The following is an 18,712-nucleotide window of genomic DNA, read 5'->3' on the forward strand; positions in this document are numbered from 1 at the left end:
AAATTTAAACTGGTACAACGAGCTTTCGCCGTGATAAACCGTCAAAGCCCATATGTAGTAAGCCATCAATTTGCCGCTTAATACCGTCCTATATTTTACTTGATTTTGTCATAGAATGCGCAAGCATGTAATTAAAAACTGGTTCCAGCGTCTCGCTGGGCTCTTTTTGATCTGTATCGCACCTATAGTTTCTTGGTTTTTTTTGCGAACAGAAAAAAATATCACGGCAATTGACCATATTGCGATCTTATCTCCTTTCATAATTTTAATTATAATTCCAGCTATAGTGGTGCATTTGAATCAGAGAAGAGAAGTTCAATTTGGTCAGGTAAACCAATAGGTTTCTCAGCAGAGTTACGGAACAAGATTAATAAAGCAAAAAGATGAAGATTTATTTTACAATATTGAAAGTTGTGTTCTTCTTGTTTCTATTTTTAGAAGCTTGTTTCGGGCAGGAAAAAAAAGAAAGCGCATCAATTTATTTGGAGTACCCAAAAGAGATACTTGATTTTGCAACCGAAATTGATGTAAAACCTATAAGCAATGAACTATTCCAAAATCCAAGTATATATGGTGGGCAGGGCACCCCTTATTTATTCGATATTATAACAAGATCTTATAATACAACAACGGACTATTTTGATAACACTCCGAGACCAGCGAGTTTCCTTTTTTGGGGAATAAAAGAAGAACAGAAATATCTAATATTTGTAGTCGACTCAAAAAAAGATCCTTACGATGTAGAATATGAAATAAGGAGTATGATAAGCATTACTGATTATCTTGGTATAGACTTTGAATCTCTAGGAATAGATCCTGATTATAGTGGAAGTTTTGGAATGATTGCTTACGATGGGATTTTTGGGTTTAATAAAGATTTATCCGAGTTTAGGTATTTGACTGACAGAACCAGAAAAGGTCCAGAAGGCATCTTCCCTACTATTTTAAATGGTTCAGTACCAGTTATTATTTATGGAGAAGCGGCCATAACAGTACTTTACTATTATAAGAATGAGTGGTTAATATATGAGGAAATAGATATTTAGATTGCCGATCCTCTCCTAACTAGCCAAGCTACCTTTACTGAATTTATGCTGGAGGTGGATATTAAAATGAAAGTTATAACACTTCATCTCATTCCGAAGATCCACCTTCGGAATGCGGGGTGAGAAGCTCCAGCTTCAAAAGACAAGTAAGTACATATTCCCAAGTAGGGATTTGGGAATACGTTTAAGTTGGGATGGATCAGATAGAAAGAAGTATGTGTTCTAAGCTACTTCACCAATACCATTCTTCTTACATCAGCAAATTCACCAGCAGATATACGATATAGATACACCCCGCTTGGTAGCGCAGAAGCATCAAATGAGACGGAATGACTCCCACGAGTTTTAAACCCATTTTCGAGGACAGTTACCGATTGTCCCAGCAAGGTAAATACCTCAAGTTTTACTTCGGTTGCTTTAGGAAGTACATAGCCAATAGTAGTAGTAGGATTAAATGGGTTAGGATAGTTTTGCATTAACTCAAAAGTCGCTGGTATATCAGCAGCCTCTTCACTCGAAGTGAGCAGTACCTCTACCGATTCTGAGATCAGGACTCCAATCAATTCCATAGCTTCATCCACAAGCACCATTCGAACGGAATCAACGCCTTCAAGTGGACTAAAAGGTTCATCATAAACAAAAGTTTCCAGCGGACTAACCTCTATAGGATTCGTGCTTGTAATAACCCCACCGGAGCTATCAAGGTATTCAAGTTGAGCGTAGGCTTCATGAAACACTCCAAATGCACCTGTCAATCGTCCAATAGAAGGAGAATATTCAAAGCGGGTTGCGGCTCCTGCATTCGTAACCGACAAAACAGGTCCACCTTCGATTTTAGCGGCCCACCAGTCTTCGGTAAAGGTATAGTTGCCTCCATTGGCAGAAAGAGATACAATGGGGCTTAGTACTTCCACTTCCAGGTAATAAGGATTGTTATTAATCCACACCTCTACCCGCGCACCATCGTCCGGATATTCTGCTTCTTCATCAATCTGAAAAGTTTTCGCATATACATAATTCTCTCGTTCATCTACATAAGCAATCCAACCTATATGTGAGTCAGCAAAAATTTTCTTGGCCTCGGGCTTAAACTGAACTCCGTAAATGCCATCAGCTACTTCTCCAACCCAGGCTGAGGAATTGGCACTGATTTTAACTCCGTCATCTCCAAACAGACTATTGGGATTGATTGGGAAATACACCCAGAAATTTTCAAAATCAGTTTCTCCGGGATGATTAGTTATGTTTTGAGTTACATCCCACACGCTCCATTCTTGTGAGGAACTTCCTTCGTTTATGATTATTTGCTCAACCTTAACACGGCTAGTATTTCTATACATAGTTGTCCGGCGCTGGAAGCGTAAATCGGCTGCCCGCCATTGTTCTACAGGACTTGTTACTGTGATACTTATAGAATCTGAAGTAGCAGAAGTATCTGCTTCATAAACTCCAAAATCCAAGGTAGGAGGGGGAGGCCAGTTCCATCGGCTTTGAGGGGCTGGCCAGTTCTTGAAGCCGCCGAAATTAGGCCACTCAGAATTGGATTCCGGAGTGTAAGTATTGCCCAGCTCATCCGGATTTACAAAGATAGAAGAGTGGTTGCCAAGGTCATATTCCATAATTCGAGCACCAATAGCTGGAACGGTAGAAATAGAGATTAGACCATTATCCATTACCCATGCCTCCCACCCCCAATTATTATGGTTTTCCACCAGGTTGATATGTAGGCTATCCTGAGCTATGATAGGCATAGCAAGGAGAACCGCTAAAAGTAGAGTGAGAAGATGTTTGAGCATGGAGAAGACTATAATGATTTATTTTTTCTTTGTCATTTCTAGTCACTCAGATCCCGACTGGAGTCGGGAGAAGAGTCCTCATGATTAAACAATGGCTAGTTTCAGTTTGTGTGTATCCATCGCTTTGCTCTGGATGACAACTTTTCTTTTTCAAAATGGGCAATAAACCCACTCTAAAAACTTTTATACAGGGTTATTGGATTTAAAAAATCAATTCCGTTTCTTTGACGCATGCAATTCACTCTTGCACATAACATTGTTCGAATCCCGACTCCTCGGTTTCCGCGGCGGCGGTAATAGTTTACATAAGTCATATCCAGATATGGCGCCCATCCATCTCGAACGAACAATGTTAACTGCTGTGTATCATACAGCCCATTCACTCATTCACAATCATGTCCTTTATAAATATTCAATACGCAAATTCATCTCATTTTGGCTACGCCCAAGCCATTTGTGATCTGATTGAGGTAGCTGCTAAACAACGGGGAACAGGAATAGCGAAAAGGGAACCGGAGTACATCAAAACAAAGATGGAAAACGGGAATGCTGTTATTGCCCTGGATGGGGAAAATCTCGCAGGGTTTTGCTATATCGAAATTTGGGAAAACAAAAAATACGTGGCCAATTCAGGACTAATTGTACACTGGGATTATCGTGGGCAAGGGCTAGCAAAAAAGATAAAGGCTAAAGCCTTCGAGTTATCAAGGAAGAAATATCCTAATTCTAAATTATTTGGCATAACTACCAGCCTTCCTGTGATGAAGATCAATTCCGATTTGGGTTATCGCCCTGTTACCTTTTCAGAGTTAACTCAAGATGAGACCTTTTGGAAGGGATGCCAAAGCTGCCCGAATTATGATATCCTCACCCGCAATGAGAGGAAGAATTGCCTGTGTACCGGGATGCTTTTTGATCCGTCTCAACCCAACAAAAATCCAAAGCCAGTAAGAGAACAAAACATCAAGAAGTTCTATCGCTGGGTTAAACTTAAGAAACAGGCTTTTGGAAAAGCCTTCTCTAATGCAAAAACATTATTACTACCATGAAGAAAGTTGTACTCGCCTTTAGTGGCGGACTCGATACCAGTTATTGTGCCATCCACCTTGCAAAAGACTTAGGCTACGAGGTATATACCGCAGCTGTAAATACCGGGGGATTTGATGCAGAAGAGCAGAAAGAATTGGCAAAAAAAGCCAACGATCTTGGGATCAAAAACCACATCTGTATTGATGTAGAAGAGGAATTCTACCAAAAGGGAATTAAGTATCTAATAGCAGGAAATGTGCTTAAGAATCATACTTATCCTCTATCTGTAAGTGCTGAGCGAGTATTTCAGGCAATTGCTATTGCTGAATATGCCAAAGAGATTGGAGCAGAAGCTATTGCACATGGAAGCACCGGCGCCGGAAATGATCAGGTTCGTTTTGACCTGGTATTCAATGTGCTTGCACCTGAAATGGAGATTATTACTCCTATACGTGATCAAAAACTGAGTCGCGAAGAAGAAGTAGCTTACCTGGAAAAGCATGGTATCAGCAAGGAATGGACGAAAGCCAAGTACTCCATAAACCAGGGACTTTGGGGGACTTCAGTTGGAGGGGCTGAAACCCTTACCTCTCACAAATATTTACCAGAAGACGCATGGCCAACTTCTATAGTTAATGGTCAAGAGTTAATAGTTGAGATTGGTTTCCATAAAGGAGAACCAATAACCATTAACGGAGAATCATTAACTCCTGTTGAGGTTATAAAGAAACTAAATAACCTGGCTGCTCCCTATGGTATTGGTCGAGATATCCATGTGGGTGATACCATAATTGGTATTAAAGGAAGAGTAGGCTTTGAAGCGGCAGCTCCATTGATTCTCATTAAAGCACATCAGTTGTTGGAAAAGCATGTGCTGGGCAAATGGCAGCTTTACTGGAAAGATCAGTTAGGAGAATGGTATGGAATGCTAATGCACGAAGGCCAATTTCTGGACCCGGTCATGAGAGATATCGAAGCTTTTTTGGATCATACACAGAACAAAGTAACCGGTAAGGTATTTGTAAAACTGGAAGCCAAAAAGTTTGAGCTTCAGGGAATTGAATCAAATTTTGATTTAATGGCTTCTGAGTTTGGTCAATATGGAGAAATGAACCAGGGTTGGAGTGGAGAAGACGTAAAGGGCTTCACTAAAATCCTGAGTAATGCCACCCTCATACAACAAGGAGTGCAGGATAATGATTAAAGTAGGAATCATAGGAGGAGCCGGATATACTGCAGGAGAATTATTGAGATTGCTGGTTCATCATCCAGAAGTAGAATTGGTTTCGGTTGTGAGTGGGAGTCATGCCGGAGAAGCTGTTTCCAAAGCTCATCCGGATTTAGAAGGTGAAATTGAACTCATTTTTTCAGATACGCTCGATCAAAATGTGGAGGTTGTTTTCCTGTGTTCAGGACATGGGAAATCAAAAGGGATTGTGGAAGAAGGAATCATTCCCTCTTTAGCTAAAATTATTGATCTAAGTTCGGATTTCAGATTAAAAGGAGATCACAACTTTATATATGGATTACCTGAACTCAACCATGAAGAGATAAAATCAGCTAGATATGTAGCAAATCCGGGCTGTTTTGCTACATGCATTCAATTGTCTGTTCTGCCTCTCGCATCGGCCGGGCTTATTCAAGATTCAGTGCATATTTCAGCGATCACGGGAAGCACCGGCGCTGGTCAAAATCCAACTTCAACCACGCATTTTAGCTGGAGAAGTAATAATGCTTCGGTATATAAGGCATTCACACACCAACACTTGGGAGAAATCAAACAGAGTTTAGAACAACTTCAGCAGGATTTTGATCAGAAAGTTCTTTTTATTCCGATGCGCGGAGCTTTTACGCGTGGGATTTTGGCTGTTTGTTATACGGTAACTGATGCTTCTGAGCAAGAATTAAAAGCACTCTATCAGGATTTTTATGGTATCCATCCATTTGTGCAGGTTTCTGATTCAGAACCTGACGTGAAAAGAGTAGTGAATACCAATAAAGCCATGGTTCATGTGAGAAAGGAAGGAAACCAGGCTTTTATAATTGGAGTAATTGACAATCTATTAAAAGGAGCTTCAGGTCAGGCGGTTCAGAATATGAACCTCATGTTCGGTTTGGATGAAACCACCGGACTAAAACTTAAATCATCGGCTTTTTAACTATGTGTACCAATAATCATATTGCCATTTTGGGAGCGGGCAACTTAGGTGTTGCGGTGGCCAGAGGGCTCGCCAAAGAGCATGGTGAAGGCTGCATTATCCTTACCCGCCGACATACCTCAAAGCTTAACGAGTTAAAAGAGCAAGGTTTTGAGGTTACTTCAGATAATATACAGGCTGTAAAAAGTTCGAAGTATCTCATCCTATGCGTCCAGCCCAAACAGTTGGAGGGATTATTAAAGGAAATTGAGAGTGCTTTGGATCCGGCTCATCATGTGTTGGTATCAACGATTACCGGAGTTTCGCTTGAGCTTATCCAATCCTATGTTGAAAATGAATTCCCTATCATCAGAACGATGCCTAATACCGCAGCAGCCATTGCGGAGTCGATGACATGTATTTGTGCGAATGAACCTGGTGATGAACACCTTGAGGTTATTGAATCCATGTTTAAGTCATTAGGTGAAACGCTTATTATTGAAGAACGATTGATGAAAGCTGCTACGGTATTGGCAGCCAGTGGAATTGCTTTCTTTTTGAGATATATCCGAGCTGCAACTCAGGGAGGAATAGAATTGGGTTTTGAAGCTGAAGAGGCTCAAAAACTGGCAATGCAAACAGCACGAGGAGCAGCTTCATTACTAGTAGAGGGAAGCGCTCACCCTGAGAGAGAAATCGATAAAGTTACAACTCCACAAGGGTGCACCATTGCGGGGTTAAATGAAATGGAACACCAGGGACTAAGCTCAGCCCTTATTAAAGGTATCGTGGCTTCTTTCGAAAAAATAAATAGAATTACAGAATGAAATATCAGCAACTCAAAATTTTGATACATACACAGTTATACATATTTGAGCAAGATAAATTCCTCTCCTGGGAGGGGATTAAGGGGTGGGTCAAAAAATGACCAGGAAACCAGACATAATTCCATATAAAAAAGGGTTGGTCAAAAAGGCGCGACATCTAAGAAAGAACTCGACTCCCGGAGAAATAGAATTGTGGGTGGGCTTAAAAGGAAAACAAATTCTTGGGTTTGATTTTGACAGGCAAAAACCTATTCACACCTACATTGTTGATTTTTTTTGTAAGGAATTAAGACTTGCAATCGAAATTGATGGAGACAGTCATAGCTTTAAAATTGAGTATGATAACAAACGCGAACAAGTCTTAAATGACCTTGGAGTCAATATTCTGAGATTTTCAGAAACAGATGCTAAGAATAGTACAGATCATTGTTTGCTTGAGATCCAAAATTGGATTAAAAGAAACCCACCCCTGTCCCCTCCCATGGAGGGGAACTCTTATACTATAAAAGGGACAACGAAAAGATTCTATTGAAATAAACGAATGAAATTATTTGATGTTTATCCTCTATTTGATGTAGAACCGGTTGAGGCAGATGGCTGCCTGGTATTTGATCGCCAACACAATGCATACCTGGATTTTTATGGTGGTCATGCTGTGATTTCAATTGGCCACGGGCACCCTCATTATGTAGAAAGGATCTCCAAACAACTGGGAAAGCTTGGGTTTTATTCAAATTCTGTTCCTATTGCAGTACAAAAGGAACTCGCTTACAAACTTGGGCAAGCATCAGGTTATGCAAACTGGAATTTGTTCCTGGTAAACTCAGGGGCTGAGGCGATAGAAAATGCTTTTAAAGTAGCTTCGGCTTTTAACCAACGTAAGAAAATTCTTGCTTTCGATGGAGCCTTTCATGGAAGAACATCATTGGCTGTTGCTGCTACCGATAACCCGAACATTCTATTCCCGGTTAATGAAGGAGCAGAAGTTACCAGGTTATCTTTCGAAGATTTTGAAGCAACAGAAACGGCACTAACTCAGGGAGATTATTGCTGTGTGATTATTGAAGGCATCCAGGGAGTAGGTGGCATTGTTGAGCCCAGCGCTGAATTTCTGAAGCATCTCCGAACTATTTGCGACAACACAAATACAGTACTTATCCTCGACGAAGTACAATCAGGGTTTGGTAGAACAGGTAGGTTCTTTGCTCATCAACATGCTTTTGTTCAGCCTGATGTAATTACCATGGCGAAAGGAATGGGTAATGGGTTTCCGGTAGGGGGGATATTAATCGACCCAAAATTTGAATCTAAATACGGTATGTTGGGGACTACTTTTGGAGGTAACCATTTGGCATGCGCGGCTACTATTGCAGTTCTTGAAGTGTTAGAAAATGAGAAACTGATTCAGAATGCTCGTGAAGTTGGAGAGTATCTTATTCAGCAATTGTCGCATATCACACAAATTAAAGAAATTAGAGGACGTGGATTAATGATTGGGATTGAATTTGATGCTCCTGTTGCAGAAATGAGGAAGAGGCTTTTGTATGAGCAAAGAATATTTACAGGATCATCTTCTAATAAAAATACCATCCGTTTGCTTCCCCCATTAAACATCTCTACTAAAGAAGCGGACACCTTTATTGAAAGCCTGAAGGAGGTACTGAAGTGAATCACTTTTTGAGTAGCAAAGATCTCCCAAATCTTTCGGATGCTTTGTTGGAGGTAAAAGAAGTAAAAGCGAATCCCTTTGCTTGGAGGGAGCTTGGGAAGAATAAATCAATCTGTTTGTTATTTCTGAATCCAAGTTTAAGAACGAGGTTGAGTTCTCAGCGGGCTGCACAAAATCTTGGGCTGGATACGGTAGTGCTGGATATCAACTCGGGAGGTTGGAAGCTTGAGTTTGAAGATGGTACTGTGATGGACGGTGATAGTGCAGAGCATATTAAAGAAGCTGCTTCTGTAATTGGTTCTTATTTCGATATTGTTGCTATTCGGGCCTTTGCCAGCTTGAAGGATAAGCAAGCCGATTATGCCGAGCAGACGCTAAACGCATTTGTAAGCTACTGCGGGGTGCCTGTAGTAAATATGGAATCATCAACAGGGCATCCACTTCAGGCCTTTGCCGATTTGATCACCATCGATCAATACAAAGAAACGGATCGACCAAAGGTAGTATTAACATGGGCTCCACACCCCAGGGCTCTTCCCCAAGCTGTGGCAAATTCCTTTGTTGAATGGATGAGCATAGCCAACGTAGACCTCACAGTTACACATCCTGAAGGGTATGAACTAGCTCCTGAATATATGCACGGATTAACACCAGAGTATGATCAAAACAAAGCATTTGAAGGAGCTGATTTTATTTACGCCAAGAACTGGAGCAGTTTTTCAGAATATGGTCAGGTTTTAACAAAAGATTCTTCCTGGATGGTAAGTTCGGATAAAATGAATCTTACAAATAATGCTAAATTCATGCATTGTCTTCCTGTCCGTAGAAATGTAGTTGTACAAGATTCCGTATTGGATAGTACACAAAGTATAGTTATCGAGGAGGCGGCAAATAGGATTGTATCTATGCAAACAGTACTAAAAAAGATTTTGGAGGCTTTTTAAGAATGCATTCAGTAAAAGTGATAAAGATTGGAGGTAAGATCGCAGAAGATGATGCAAGTCTGGAGCGATTCCTTTACCAAATCTCACTTATGAGAGGGAAGAAAGTATTAGTGCATGGAGGCGGAGTAACTGCAACCAGAATAGCCGAAAAGCTTGGTATCGAATCGGAAATGATAGAGGGTAGGAGAATTACAAGTGCGAAAATGTTGGAAGTAGCTACGATGGTGTATGGAGGGCTTATTAATAAAAAGATTGTAGCAAAACTTCAGCAAAAGCATGTGTATGCTGTTGGGCTTACTGGCGCGGATTTAAATATTGTTCAGTCCATTAAAAGAAGTCCTGAACCTATTGATTTTGGATGGGTGGGTGATATTTCATCGGTAAATCATCGCGTTCTTACTAATATGTTGGAGTTGGATTGGGTTCCAGTACTGGCTCCACTTACTCACGATGGTAACGGGAATATGCTGAATACCAATGCCGATTCCATTGCTTCTTATGTAGCCAGGGCGCTATCTGAAAACTTTCATGTAGAACTTATTCTCTGTTTTGATAAGCCAGGTGTTATGAATGGAGATAAGGTTGTAACAGAAATGAATTTATACCTCTATCGTCATTTAAAAGGCCTTGATATTATCAATAATGGAATGATTCCTAAACTGGATCTTGGATTTAAGGCACTGAAAGCCGGGGTGAATAGAGTGACCATCAAGCATGCCGATGATATCAAGGATAGTACAAAAGGAACAAGGCTGGTGAAATGAGAGAGTCTATGAGTTCTAAATTAGCGATAGAGTTTTTAAAAAAGCTGATTGGGATTCAATCTTACAGCGGAGAAGAGCATGAAACGGCTTCTCTTATTGAAGAATATTTAAACTCTAACGGTTTTAAATCCCAACGAAGAAAGAACAATGTATGGGTATGGGCGGGAGAAAAAGAATCATCTAAACCAACGGTGCTTCTCAATTCTCATCATGATACCGTAAAAGCCACTTCTAAGTGGAGCTATGATCCTTTTTCACCAACTATAAAAGATGGGAAATTGATTGGCTTAGGAAGTAATGATGCTGGTGGCCCGTTGACAAGTTTGCTTCATGTGTTTCTCGAACTAGCCAAAAAGGAGCAATCTTATAACCTGGTGTTTTTGGCTTCTGCGGAAGAAGAATCTTCAGGGAAAAATGGAGTCCCTATTGTATTGGAAGAATTAGGACTAATTGATGTTGGAGTAGTTGGTGAGCCTACTTCTATGGATATGGCTATTGCAGAACGGGGACTGGTAGTGTTAGATGGAGTAGCTCATGGCAAAAGCGGACATGCAGCAAGAGGAGAAGGTGAAAACGCGATCTACAAAGCTATGAAGGATATCGAGTGGTTTAAGAGCTTTGAGTTTGATAAGAAGTCGGATGTACTGGGGAAAATTAATATGACCGTTACCCAGATTGAGGCCGGAACCCAGCATAATGTAGTTCCGGATGAGTGCCGTTTTGTGGTTGATGTCCGCCCTAATGAGCATTATTCAAATGAAGAAGTAGTTCAAATCATCAGAAAGTATATTAAAAGTGAAATAACTCCGAGATCATTGAATTTGAATGCCTCCGGAATTGATCCAAATCACCCCATTGTGCAGAAGGGAAAGGAGCTGAGTATTCGCAGCTATGGTTCTCAAACAATGTCGGATCAAGTGCATATGCCTTTTCCATGTATCAAAATAGGGCCGGGTGATACTCGTCGCTCGCATACTGCTGATGAATTTATTTATTTGAATGAAATCGAAGACGGGATAGAAATTTACCTTGAACTTTTGGACGGGTTGGAAATTAAATAGAATTGGAAAGTCCCCTCTTGGGAGGGGATTTAGGGGTGGGTCTTGTAGATTCTTCGCTCCGCTCAGAATGACAATTAAGAGTTATGAGTAGTAAAAAACTGTGGGAAAAAGGAATTAAAACAGACGCTCTTATCGAGCGCTTTACTGTAGGTATGGATCGTGAATTGGATCTAGAACTGGCTAAATATGACGTTCAGGGTACCATCGCACATATCACTATGCTTGAATCTGTAGGATTGCTTGAGAAGGAGGAATTAGAAGTCTTGGTAGCAGAGTTGACAAGAATTCAGGAAGAAGTTATTAAAACAGGACACTTTGAGATAGAAGAAGGAGTGGAAGATGTCCATTCTCAGATTGAGTTAATGCTTGTAAAGGTATTGGGAGATGTTGGGAAAAAGGTGCATTCAGGGAGATCCAGGAATGATCAGGTACTACTCGATATAAAACTTTTTTTGCGTGCAGAGCTTATTCAGATTGCATCTTTAACAAAAAAATTGTTTATAGCAATGTTGAAACAGAGTGAGGCTACCAAAGAAACCTTACTTCCTGGATACACCCATACCCAAGCCGCGATGCCGTCCAGTTTCGGATTGTGGTTCGGAGCGTTCGCCGAAAACTTGGTAGATGACCTCGTATTAGTTCAGGCTACGCATACCATTGTAAATCAAAATCCTTTAGGGTCAGCGGCAGGGTATGGTTCTTCCTTTCCCCTCGACCGATCCTTGACTACCCGCCTCCTTGGTTTTGATAGAATGAACGTAAACGTTGTGTACGCACAAATGGGGCGTGGCAAAGTAGAGCAAACTATGGCATTCGCTATGGCTTCACTAGCAGGTACACTCAATAAATTTGCCTCGGATGTATGTTTATATAACAGTCAAAACTTTGCGTTTCTTAAACTACCTGATGACCTGACTACAGGATCTAGTATCATGCCTCATAAGAAAAATCCGGATGTATTCGAGCTAATCCGTGCCAAAACAAATCTTATAAAGGCGCTTCCAGGCACTATTAATTCCGTACTTGCAAACCTTACTTCAGGATATCATCGAGATTTCCAGGTCTTAAAGGAAGTTCTTTTCCCGGCGATTAAAGAACTAAAAGACTGTCTTTATATCTCCGAATATGCTATCGATAAGATTATGGTTAACGAGGAGATCCTTGACGATCCAAAGTACAGGCTTATTTTTTCTGTTGAGGCCGTAAATGAATTAGTTCTTCAGGGTATTCCATTTAGAGAGGCCTATCAACAGGTTGCAAAAGAGATAGAAGAAGGAACGTTTGAACCTCCAAAGGAAGTCAAGCATACTCATGAAGGTAGTATTGGGAATCTTGGTAATGAATTAATCAAAGAAAGAATGGAGAAGGTGTATTCCGGATTTATCTCCATTTAGTTATGCTTGTAGAAGTCAGGTAATTCGATGAACATTTTATTTAATTCCAAGGAATTTTTGCGAGGAGTTCGAAAGCAGTATACTCATTGAGTAATCGTATCGACGAAGCAATCTCCACGAATACGACTCTATCACAAGATTGCTTCAGGACTAGCTATCGCTTCGCCCTTCGCAAAGACTTTTTTCTTTGTGAGACCTGTCTAAGCTCGAGATCGGTAGCTTGTATGGTTTTTCAGTCATAGATTCTAACATCTATAGGGATGTCTTAAGAAGTAAAATTAATTAAAGAGAGAATCTTCTCATTTTCTTTTAAGACTCAATTCTACACTTTATAGGCTCAATTATTATAACACTATGCCTATGAAGTACTTAAACCATTTTATCATAGCAATTTCATCGCTAGCTATTCTTTTATCAGCATATTCTGTGTATGAACCTTCCGATAAAGAGGAAAAAAGTTATGAGTACCTGAATCAAGAACTTGAAAATGCAAAAAGCTTTACGCTCGAGGTAATGGAGGCGATGCCGGAAGAAAACTATGGGTATAAGCCCGGAGAAGAGATGAGAACTTTCAGAGCTCAGGGTTTTCATATCGCCTACAGCCTGGAATGGTTTACCGCTCAGATAAAAAGAGAGCCTATTCCCTGGGAACCAGGTGATGAGGATAGACTAAGTAAGGAAGAGCTAATTGAATACACAGCAGCTCAGTTTGATGATTTCATAAGCTTTATTCAGGGAGCAGAAGAAAATGGACAACTAACGGCAGCAGTACTTAGAACACTACGTCATAATTCTCATCATAGAGGACAGATGGTAGCATATTTCCGGGCAAATGGTATGGCTCCTCCAGCATACCGATAAGCTAACGGAACTTATATTACAAGAAAGAACGCCAGGTGTTTAATCCTTCAAAAGCCGGGATCATACGGCTTCCATACCAACTGAACCACTCCCCATCAGTAAGCATTATTTTGCTGTTGGGTAAGTATGACTGGAGCTCCCGGATATGTTTTTCCCTAAATGGGAAGGGTTCACTACTCAATAGCACTAATTCAGGTGATAACCCAATTAACTCATCCATGGAAGTAGTTGGGTATCTTTTCTGCTCTTCAAACACATTTCTAAGGGCATAATGAGCCATTACATCATGGATGTAAGTGTCGTTTCCAATAGTCATCCAGGGATCTTTCCAGATAAAATAAGCTGTATTTATTGTGCTAGTGGCTCTTTCATGGTCCAGGAGCCCTTCAATCTTGGCTACCATTGCATTTGAAGAATCAGGCACGCCCAGTTTTTCTCCTATAAACCGAATGAATTTTAACCCTTCATCAATAGTACCAATATCAGAAAGTACTACTTCAACCTCCCTTTCCAGTATTTCAATATCAGACTTCCGGTTTTCTTCTTTATTAGCAATGATCAAATCGGGGTTAAGAGAGAGAATCTTCTCGATATTTGGGTTTTTAGTACCCCCGCAAATTGAAATAGTATTTACTCTATCTTCAGGATGTATACAAAACCGGGTTCGGCCAATAATCTGTCGATCCAGTCCGAGATCAAAGAGTAATTCGGTAAGGCTAGGAACCAGGCTGATAATTCTTTTGTATGCCATAACTGAAGATACAATACATAGCATAAATACCATCGAATGGAGCTTGGAATCTATACATTTGTTGAAAATACTCCCGATCTGTTAACGGGCAATACACTACATCCAGCTGAACGCCTTGCAAATCTGATGGAAGAAATAGAAGTAGCAGATCAGGCAGGTTTAGATGTTTATGCCATTGGAGAGCATCACAGGGAAGAATTTGTGGCATCCTCACCAACTACCTTACTGGCTGCTGCTGCTATTAAAACCACGAGTATCAAATTAAGCAGTTCGGTCACAGTGTTGGGTTCAGAAGATCCAGTTCGGGTATTTCAGCAGTTTTCTACTATTGACCTGCTTTCTAAAGGGAGAGCAGAGATCATCGTTGGAAGGGGCTCCTTTATTGAATCTTTTCCTTTGTTCGGTTATGATCTAAACGACTATGAAGAGCTATTTGAAGAAAAGCTTCAGCTCTTACTGGAATTAAGAGAAAAGGAAAAGATAACCTGGAGCGGAAAGTTTAGAGCCTCTATTGACGATCGTGGTATCTATCCACAACCATATCAAGAAAGGATCCCAATCTGGAGGGCAGTAGGAGGTACACCAAAATCAGCGTACATAACCGGCGCTCTGGGCTTACCTATGGCTCTTGCTATTATTGGGGGTTATCCGGCACAATTCAAACAGATTGCTGATTTACACCAGAGAGGGGCTTCAGAAAATGATCAGCCAAAGCAGAGGCTTAGCATCAACTCACATGGTTTTATTGCAGAATCTTCACAAGAAGCTTCAGACATTTCATTCCCATCTTTTAAACAGGTAATGGATAAAATTGGAAGAGAACGAGGGTGGTCTCCAATGAGTAGAGCTCAGTTTGATGCTTCCACAACTTTAGAAGGGGCAAATTTTGTGGGAAGTCCTCAGCAGGTAATTGATAAAATCATGTACCAGCATGAAATATTTGGGCACGACCGTTTTTTGATGCAAATGACAGTCGGCTCGATAGAGCACTCAAAGGTCTTAAAATCGATTGAGCTTTTTGCTACAGAAGTAGCTCCGGTAATACGGAAGGAACTGGCAGTTAAAAGCTAGAAGAACTGCTTGAGCAGAGCCTCAGCCTTGCCGATATATCCACCTCCAAAAAGGTTTACATGAACCAGAACAGGATAAAGATTGCACAGTTTGAGTCGCTCTTCATAACCTTTTTTCAAAGGGTATTCTTCATTGTATCCATTATAGAAATCCTGAGAAAAACCTCCGAATAATTTAGTCATAGCAATGTCCATCTCACGATGACCAAAATAGACTGCTGGATCATAAATACTGATCCTTCCATCAACTGTGAACATATAGTTACCAGCCCAGAGATCACCATGAAGTAGGGCGGGAGGTTCATCCGGGAAAACCACATAGGTATAATTCATTACACGATCGAAAATGGATAAAAACCTTTTAGGAAGTTTTCCGGAATCAAAGGCCATTTTGACCTGGGGTTCGAGGCGTTCCCTCATGAAGAATTCTAACCAATCAGCATGATACTTATTGGATTGAGGAAGCTTACCAATGTAGTTTGGTTCATCAAGCCCAAATAGTTCGTTCGATTTACAATGCAGTCTGGCCAACTGAACCCCGAACTCAAAAGAATTGCCCGTGTTTGATTCCTCAATAAATTCAAGGAGTAGAAAGGTATCCCCAAAGCCAATTACTTCGGGGATGTGAAGCTCTGAATTCGCTGAAACCAGGAGTTCTAGTCCAAGAGCTTCTTTTTCGAACATGTCAGCCGGAGTGTATGTATTCCACTTTAAGAAATACCGATCTCCTGAATCCATTTCAATCTTAACCGCCTGGTTTATATCCCCACCATGGAGAGCCTCCTGTTCAGCTACTCTTGAACCGGTTGCCTCTTCTATGGAAAACTGGATGGATTCAGGAATCACTTACCCGTACTTACACTTTTCCAAATACTACAATGGCATTATGTCCACCAAAACCGAAAGTATTGCTCATGGCGTAATTTACTTCCGCTTCTACTGGTTCTCCAGTAACGATATCAAGCCCTTCTGTTTCAGGATCCATATTATCCACATTAATGGTAGGAGGGATAATACTATGCTGAATGGCTTTTATACTGGCAATAGCTTCGGCTGCACCAGCAGCACCGAGAAGGTGACCAGTCATAGACTTGGTAGAACTAATTTTTGGTTTTGCTCCACTATCTCCAATTACAGCCTTAATCGCTTTCAGTTCACTAACATCTCCAACCGGGGTTGAGGTAGCATGAGCATTTATATAGCCTACATCAGAAATCGAAATACCCGCCTCTTCAAGGGCAAGTTTCATCGCTGTTTTTGCACCTAATCCTTCAGGGTGAGTGGCAGAGAGATGATAGGCATCGGCTGTACTTGCAGCACCTAGTACCTCAGCAATAATTGGTGCTCCTCTTTTCACTGCATGATCGTAATCTTCAAGAATTAATGCACCGGCTCCTTCACCCATTACAAATCCATCGCGATCTACATCAAATGGTCTGGATGCAGCTTGTGGATCATCATTTCTGGAAGAAAGTGCACGCATTATAGAAAATCCGCCCATCGCAGCCTGGGTAATAGCGGCTTCAGAACCACCGGATACAATTACGTCTGCTTTTCCTAAACGGATGTAATTAAAAGCATCCATCATTGCTGAATTCGAAGTAGCACAAGCAGAAATAACCGTTTGATTGATCCCCATCAAGCCATGCTTGATAGAAATAATCCCAGAGGCCATGTTAGGGATGGTCTTAACAATGAAATAAGGATTAAAGCGAGGCTCTCCACTTCCCCGGGCATAATCTATGACTTCATTTTCAAAAGAATCGAAGCCCCCAACACCGGTTCCCCAAATAACTCCCAAACGGGTGCGATCCATTTCTTCGAAATTAAGTCCGGATTCATTAATAGCTTGCTGTGCAGCAGTTAGTGCGTAAACTACATAAGGGTCATTTTTTCGGACTTCATTTCTATGCAGGAATTCCTGCGGGTCAAAATCCTTTAACTCGCAGGCGAACCGGGTTTTAAATTTTGAGGCATCCCATTTTGTAATAGGTCCGGCACCACTTTTCCCGCTTTTTAACGCTTCCCAGTAATCGTTTACATTATTTCCGATCGGAGTAACAGCTCCGAGACCTGTGATAACAACTCGTTTCATAAATACTTATTAGTAGGTAAGTTTAATTGATTATTTCTTTCAGGATAGAATTTTTTATCGCAGTGAAATCATTGCTTCCAGTTACTCTGGCAAGCTGAGTTCCTGCACACATGTTGGTTAGGATTTTTAGCGCTTCAATTTTTGCTGGAGCATTGAAGGAAAGTGACCCTTCCTCTCTGCCTGTATCAAGGGTATTTGTAATCCATTCGAGTACTCCATTTGTGAAGTTAGTGACTCGTTGCTGTATTTGCTCATCCATGGAGTTCCAATCGGTGGCAAAAGTCCCAATTACACATAGTTTTCCACTAACCTGTATAGAAGCGTAGAAGTTCAAAAACATTTTAATTTGATCAGAAGCACCTCGTGGGGCTGCTTTTTCAGTGAACCGTTGGAAGCTGTCTTCATGCCATTCTACAACAGCCTCAGCCAAATCCGTTTTAGCAGGGAAGTGATAGTGGATGGCTGCATTCTTCACATTTAATTGTTTGGAAATATCTGCATAGCTAAAGGCATTGTATCCTTTACTTCGTATTAATTCATCTCCAAGCTGAACGATGGTTTCCTTTGTTGAGCGCATATCTACTTATTAATCGGTAAGAAGATACTTATTAACTAATAAGTATTCAATCCTTGATTTCTGCTTTCAATTCATTAAGCAGAGCGATACTACTTCGTTCTAAAATTTGAAACACATTTTCGAATCCCTGTGAGCCTCCATAATAAGGATCGGGTACTTCCTTATTTCCTGGTTCAGGATCAAAATCTCTCATTAGAAACACTTTTTCGGTGAACCGATTCCTTCTATCCAACTCTTTAATGTTTCTGAGATTAGAAGAGTCCATAGCCAGGATTAAATCAAATTCTTCGAGGTCTGTGTATTCAAACCTTCTGGCAATAGAAGGAAGGTTTACTCCATGGTCTGCTGCAGTAGCCCTGCTTCTTGAATCGGCTCTTTCTCCGGTATGGTAGGCTGCAGTACCAGCAGAGTCGATATAAAAATAGAGCTCAAGTCCTGCTTCTTTAACTTTGTGGATGAAAATACCTTCCGCAGTAGGGCTTCGGCATATATTTCCAAGGCATACAAAACAAATTTTGTAGGGGTTTTCTTTAGTAATTGGTCGCAGGTATGAACTCATAAATTGTAATTCTAAAAGAGAATTTGAACTGTGGGGCCTAAGGTAACAAGCATTTTTTTAAAATTTGAGAGCACAAGCTTTTCTTGAAGTTTTCCTATATTTGGGGCTTACAATGATTCGCTTGAAAAAAG

General features: G+C 40.7%; 19 protein-coding genes. 13 read left to right on the forward strand and 6 right to left on the reverse strand.

From position 1 onward, the window contains the following. The first annotated feature begins 383 nt into the window (after positions 1–383). Entirely contained in the window at positions 384–1,046 is a 663-nt protein-coding gene (locus ED557_04940) for a hypothetical protein (protein ID RNC84340.1), read from the forward strand. A 227-nt stretch (positions 1,047–1,273) separates the two neighbouring features. Here the strand turns inward: ED557_04940 and ED557_04945 are convergent, their stop codons facing one another. Continuing rightward, positions 1,274–2,842 (reverse strand): T9SS C-terminal target domain-containing protein, encoded by a 1,569-nt coding sequence (locus ED557_04945; protein RNC84341.1) that lies wholly within the window; start codon positions 2,840–2,842, stop codon positions 1,274–1,276. A 395-nt stretch (positions 2,843–3,237) separates the two neighbouring features. Between ED557_04945 and ED557_04950 the strand changes: the two genes are divergently transcribed. The 11 genes from ED557_04950 to ED557_05000 all read left to right on the forward strand — a co-directional run bounded on the left by ED557_04950 (position 3,238) and on the right by ED557_05000 (position 13,529). Further along, complete coding sequence (locus ED557_04950) at positions 3,238–3,891, forward strand: N-acetyltransferase (protein ID RNC84342.1); 654 nt, start codon at positions 3,238–3,240, stop codon at positions 3,889–3,891. Beyond that, entirely contained in the window at positions 3,888–5,075 is a 1,188-nt protein-coding gene (argG, locus tag ED557_04955; GenBank protein RNC84343.1) for an argininosuccinate synthase, read from the forward strand. The genes ED557_04950 and argG overlap by 4 nt, the downstream gene beginning before the upstream one ends. After that, positions 5,068–6,030 carry an N-acetyl-gamma-glutamyl-phosphate reductase gene (locus tag ED557_04960; GenBank protein RNC84344.1) on the forward strand — a complete coding sequence of 321 codons (963 nt, stop codon included), beginning with the start codon at positions 5,068–5,070 and terminating at the stop codon, positions 6,028–6,030. The genes argG and ED557_04960 overlap by 8 nt, the downstream gene beginning before the upstream one ends. A 2-nt stretch (positions 6,031–6,032) precedes the next feature. After that, a complete protein-coding gene (proC, locus tag ED557_04965; GenBank protein RNC84345.1) occupies positions 6,033–6,836 on the forward strand; it encodes a pyrroline-5-carboxylate reductase in 804 nt (267 codons plus the stop codon). Positions 6,837–6,933: 97 nt separating this feature from the next. Next, positions 6,934–7,368: an endonuclease domain-containing protein gene (locus tag ED557_04970; GenBank protein ID RNC84346.1), complete on the forward strand. Its 435-nt coding sequence runs from the start codon at positions 6,934–6,936 to the stop codon at positions 7,366–7,368. A gap of 9 nt (positions 7,369–7,377) precedes the next feature. Beyond that, positions 7,378–8,505, forward strand: a complete 1,128-nt coding sequence (locus tag ED557_04975; protein ID RNC84347.1) for an aspartate aminotransferase family protein — start codon at positions 7,378–7,380, stop codon at positions 8,503–8,505. Continuing rightward, positions 8,502–9,449 (forward strand): N-acetylornithine carbamoyltransferase, encoded by a 948-nt coding sequence (locus ED557_04980; GenBank protein ID RNC84348.1) that lies wholly within the window; start codon positions 8,502–8,504, stop codon positions 9,447–9,449. Before ED557_04975 ends, ED557_04980 begins: the two co-directional genes overlap by 4 nt. Positions 9,450–9,451: 2 nt before the next feature. Continuing rightward, positions 9,452–10,213 (forward strand): acetylglutamate kinase, encoded by a 762-nt coding sequence (gene argB / locus ED557_04985; GenBank protein RNC84349.1) that lies wholly within the window; start codon positions 9,452–9,454, stop codon positions 10,211–10,213. Beyond that, entirely contained in the window at positions 10,210–11,274 is a 1,065-nt protein-coding gene (locus tag ED557_04990; GenBank protein ID RNC84350.1) for a M20/M25/M40 family metallo-hydrolase, read from the forward strand. The genes argB and ED557_04990 overlap by 4 nt, the downstream gene beginning before the upstream one ends. Positions 11,275–11,357: 83 nt before the next feature. Continuing rightward, on the forward strand, positions 11,358–12,668 hold the full coding sequence (gene argH / locus ED557_04995; GenBank protein RNC84351.1) for an argininosuccinate lyase: 1,311 nt from the start codon (positions 11,358–11,360) through the stop codon (positions 12,666–12,668). A 354-nt stretch (positions 12,669–13,022) separates the two neighbouring features. Beyond that, a complete protein-coding gene (locus ED557_05000) occupies positions 13,023–13,529 on the forward strand; it encodes a DinB family protein (protein RNC84352.1) in 507 nt (168 codons plus the stop codon). 16 nt (positions 13,530–13,545) lie between these two features. On the opposite strand, the gene ED557_05005 is transcribed toward ED557_05000, so the two are convergent. Beyond that, complete coding sequence (locus tag ED557_05005; protein RNC84785.1) at positions 13,546–14,280, reverse strand: hypothetical protein; 735 nt, start codon at positions 14,278–14,280, stop codon at positions 13,546–13,548. A gap of 36 nt (positions 14,281–14,316) precedes the next feature. Between ED557_05005 and ED557_05010 the strand changes: the two genes are divergently transcribed. Next, entirely contained in the window at positions 14,317–15,351 is a 1,035-nt protein-coding gene (locus tag ED557_05010) for an LLM class flavin-dependent oxidoreductase (GenBank protein RNC84353.1), read from the forward strand. Here ED557_05010 and ED557_05015 read toward each other — a convergent pair. The 4 genes from ED557_05015 to ED557_05030 are packed head-to-tail and all read right to left on the reverse strand — an operon-like array spanning position 15,348 to position 18,581. Beyond that, on the reverse strand, positions 15,348–16,196 hold the full coding sequence (locus tag ED557_05015) for a ketosamine-3-kinase (GenBank protein ID RNC84354.1): 849 nt from the start codon (positions 16,194–16,196) through the stop codon (positions 15,348–15,350). The two genes, ED557_05010 and ED557_05015, sit on opposite strands and share 4 nt — an antisense overlap. A 10-nt stretch (positions 16,197–16,206) precedes the next feature. Further along, a complete protein-coding gene (gene fabF / locus ED557_05020; GenBank protein ID RNC84355.1) occupies positions 16,207–17,445 on the reverse strand; it encodes a beta-ketoacyl-[acyl-carrier-protein] synthase II in 1,239 nt (412 codons plus the stop codon). Between the two features lie 22 nt (positions 17,446–17,467). Next, on the reverse strand, positions 17,468–18,022 hold the full coding sequence (locus ED557_05025) for a TetR/AcrR family transcriptional regulator (GenBank protein RNC84356.1): 555 nt from the start codon (positions 18,020–18,022) through the stop codon (positions 17,468–17,470). A 46-nt stretch (positions 18,023–18,068) separates the two neighbouring features. Then, positions 18,069–18,581: a low molecular weight phosphotyrosine protein phosphatase gene (locus tag ED557_05030; GenBank protein ID RNC84357.1), complete on the reverse strand. Its 513-nt coding sequence runs from the start codon at positions 18,579–18,581 to the stop codon at positions 18,069–18,071. Positions 18,582–18,712 lie beyond the last annotated feature (131 nt).

Origin of the sequence: Balneola sp., assembly GCA_003712055.1 — a bacterium.
Classification (GTDB): domain Bacteria; phylum Bacteroidota; class Rhodothermia; order Balneolales; family Balneolaceae; genus RHLJ01.

What these genes read in the sequence shown, in the direction of transcription:
- argG (RNC84343.1), top strand. Translation starts at nt 3,888, where the DNA reads ATGAAGAAAGTTGTACTCGCCTTTAGTGGCGGACTCGATACCAGTTAT.
- ED557_04960 (RNC84344.1), top strand. Translation starts at nt 5,068, where the DNA reads ATGATTAAAGTAGGAATCATAGGAGGAGCCGGATATACTGCAGGAGAA.
- ED557_05005 (RNC84785.1), bottom strand. Translation starts at nt 14,280, where the DNA reads ATGGCATACAAAAGAATTATCAGCCTGGTTCCTAGCCTTACCGAATTA.
- fabF (RNC84355.1), bottom strand. Translation starts at nt 17,445, where the DNA reads ATGAAACGAGTTGTTATCACAGGTCTCGGAGCTGTTACTCCGATCGGA.
- ED557_04975 (RNC84347.1), top strand. Translation starts at nt 7,378, where the DNA reads ATGAAATTATTTGATGTTTATCCTCTATTTGATGTAGAACCGGTTGAG.
- argB (RNC84349.1), top strand. Translation starts at nt 9,452, where the DNA reads ATGCATTCAGTAAAAGTGATAAAGATTGGAGGTAAGATCGCAGAAGAT.
- ED557_05030 (RNC84357.1), bottom strand. Translation starts at nt 18,581, where the DNA reads ATGAGTTCATACCTGCGACCAATTACTAAAGAAAACCCCTACAAAATT.
- ED557_05000 (RNC84352.1), top strand. Translation starts at nt 13,023, where the DNA reads ATGCCTATGAAGTACTTAAACCATTTTATCATAGCAATTTCATCGCTA.
- ED557_04945 (RNC84341.1), bottom strand. Translation starts at nt 2,842, where the DNA reads ATGCTCAAACATCTTCTCACTCTACTTTTAGCGGTTCTCCTTGCTATG.
- ED557_04970 (RNC84346.1), top strand. Translation starts at nt 6,934, where the DNA reads ATGACCAGGAAACCAGACATAATTCCATATAAAAAAGGGTTGGTCAAA.
- argH (RNC84351.1), top strand. Translation starts at nt 11,358, where the DNA reads ATGAGTAGTAAAAAACTGTGGGAAAAAGGAATTAAAACAGACGCTCTT.
- ED557_05010 (RNC84353.1), top strand. Translation starts at nt 14,317, where the DNA reads ATGGAGCTTGGAATCTATACATTTGTTGAAAATACTCCCGATCTGTTA.
- ED557_04940 (RNC84340.1), top strand. Translation starts at nt 384, where the DNA reads ATGAAGATTTATTTTACAATATTGAAAGTTGTGTTCTTCTTGTTTCTA.
- proC (RNC84345.1), top strand. Translation starts at nt 6,033, where the DNA reads ATGTGTACCAATAATCATATTGCCATTTTGGGAGCGGGCAACTTAGGT.
- ED557_04990 (RNC84350.1), top strand. Translation starts at nt 10,210, where the DNA reads ATGAGAGAGTCTATGAGTTCTAAATTAGCGATAGAGTTTTTAAAAAAG.
- ED557_04950 (RNC84342.1), top strand. Translation starts at nt 3,238, where the DNA reads ATGTCCTTTATAAATATTCAATACGCAAATTCATCTCATTTTGGCTAC.
- ED557_05025 (RNC84356.1), bottom strand. Translation starts at nt 18,022, where the DNA reads ATGCGCTCAACAAAGGAAACCATCGTTCAGCTTGGAGATGAATTAATA.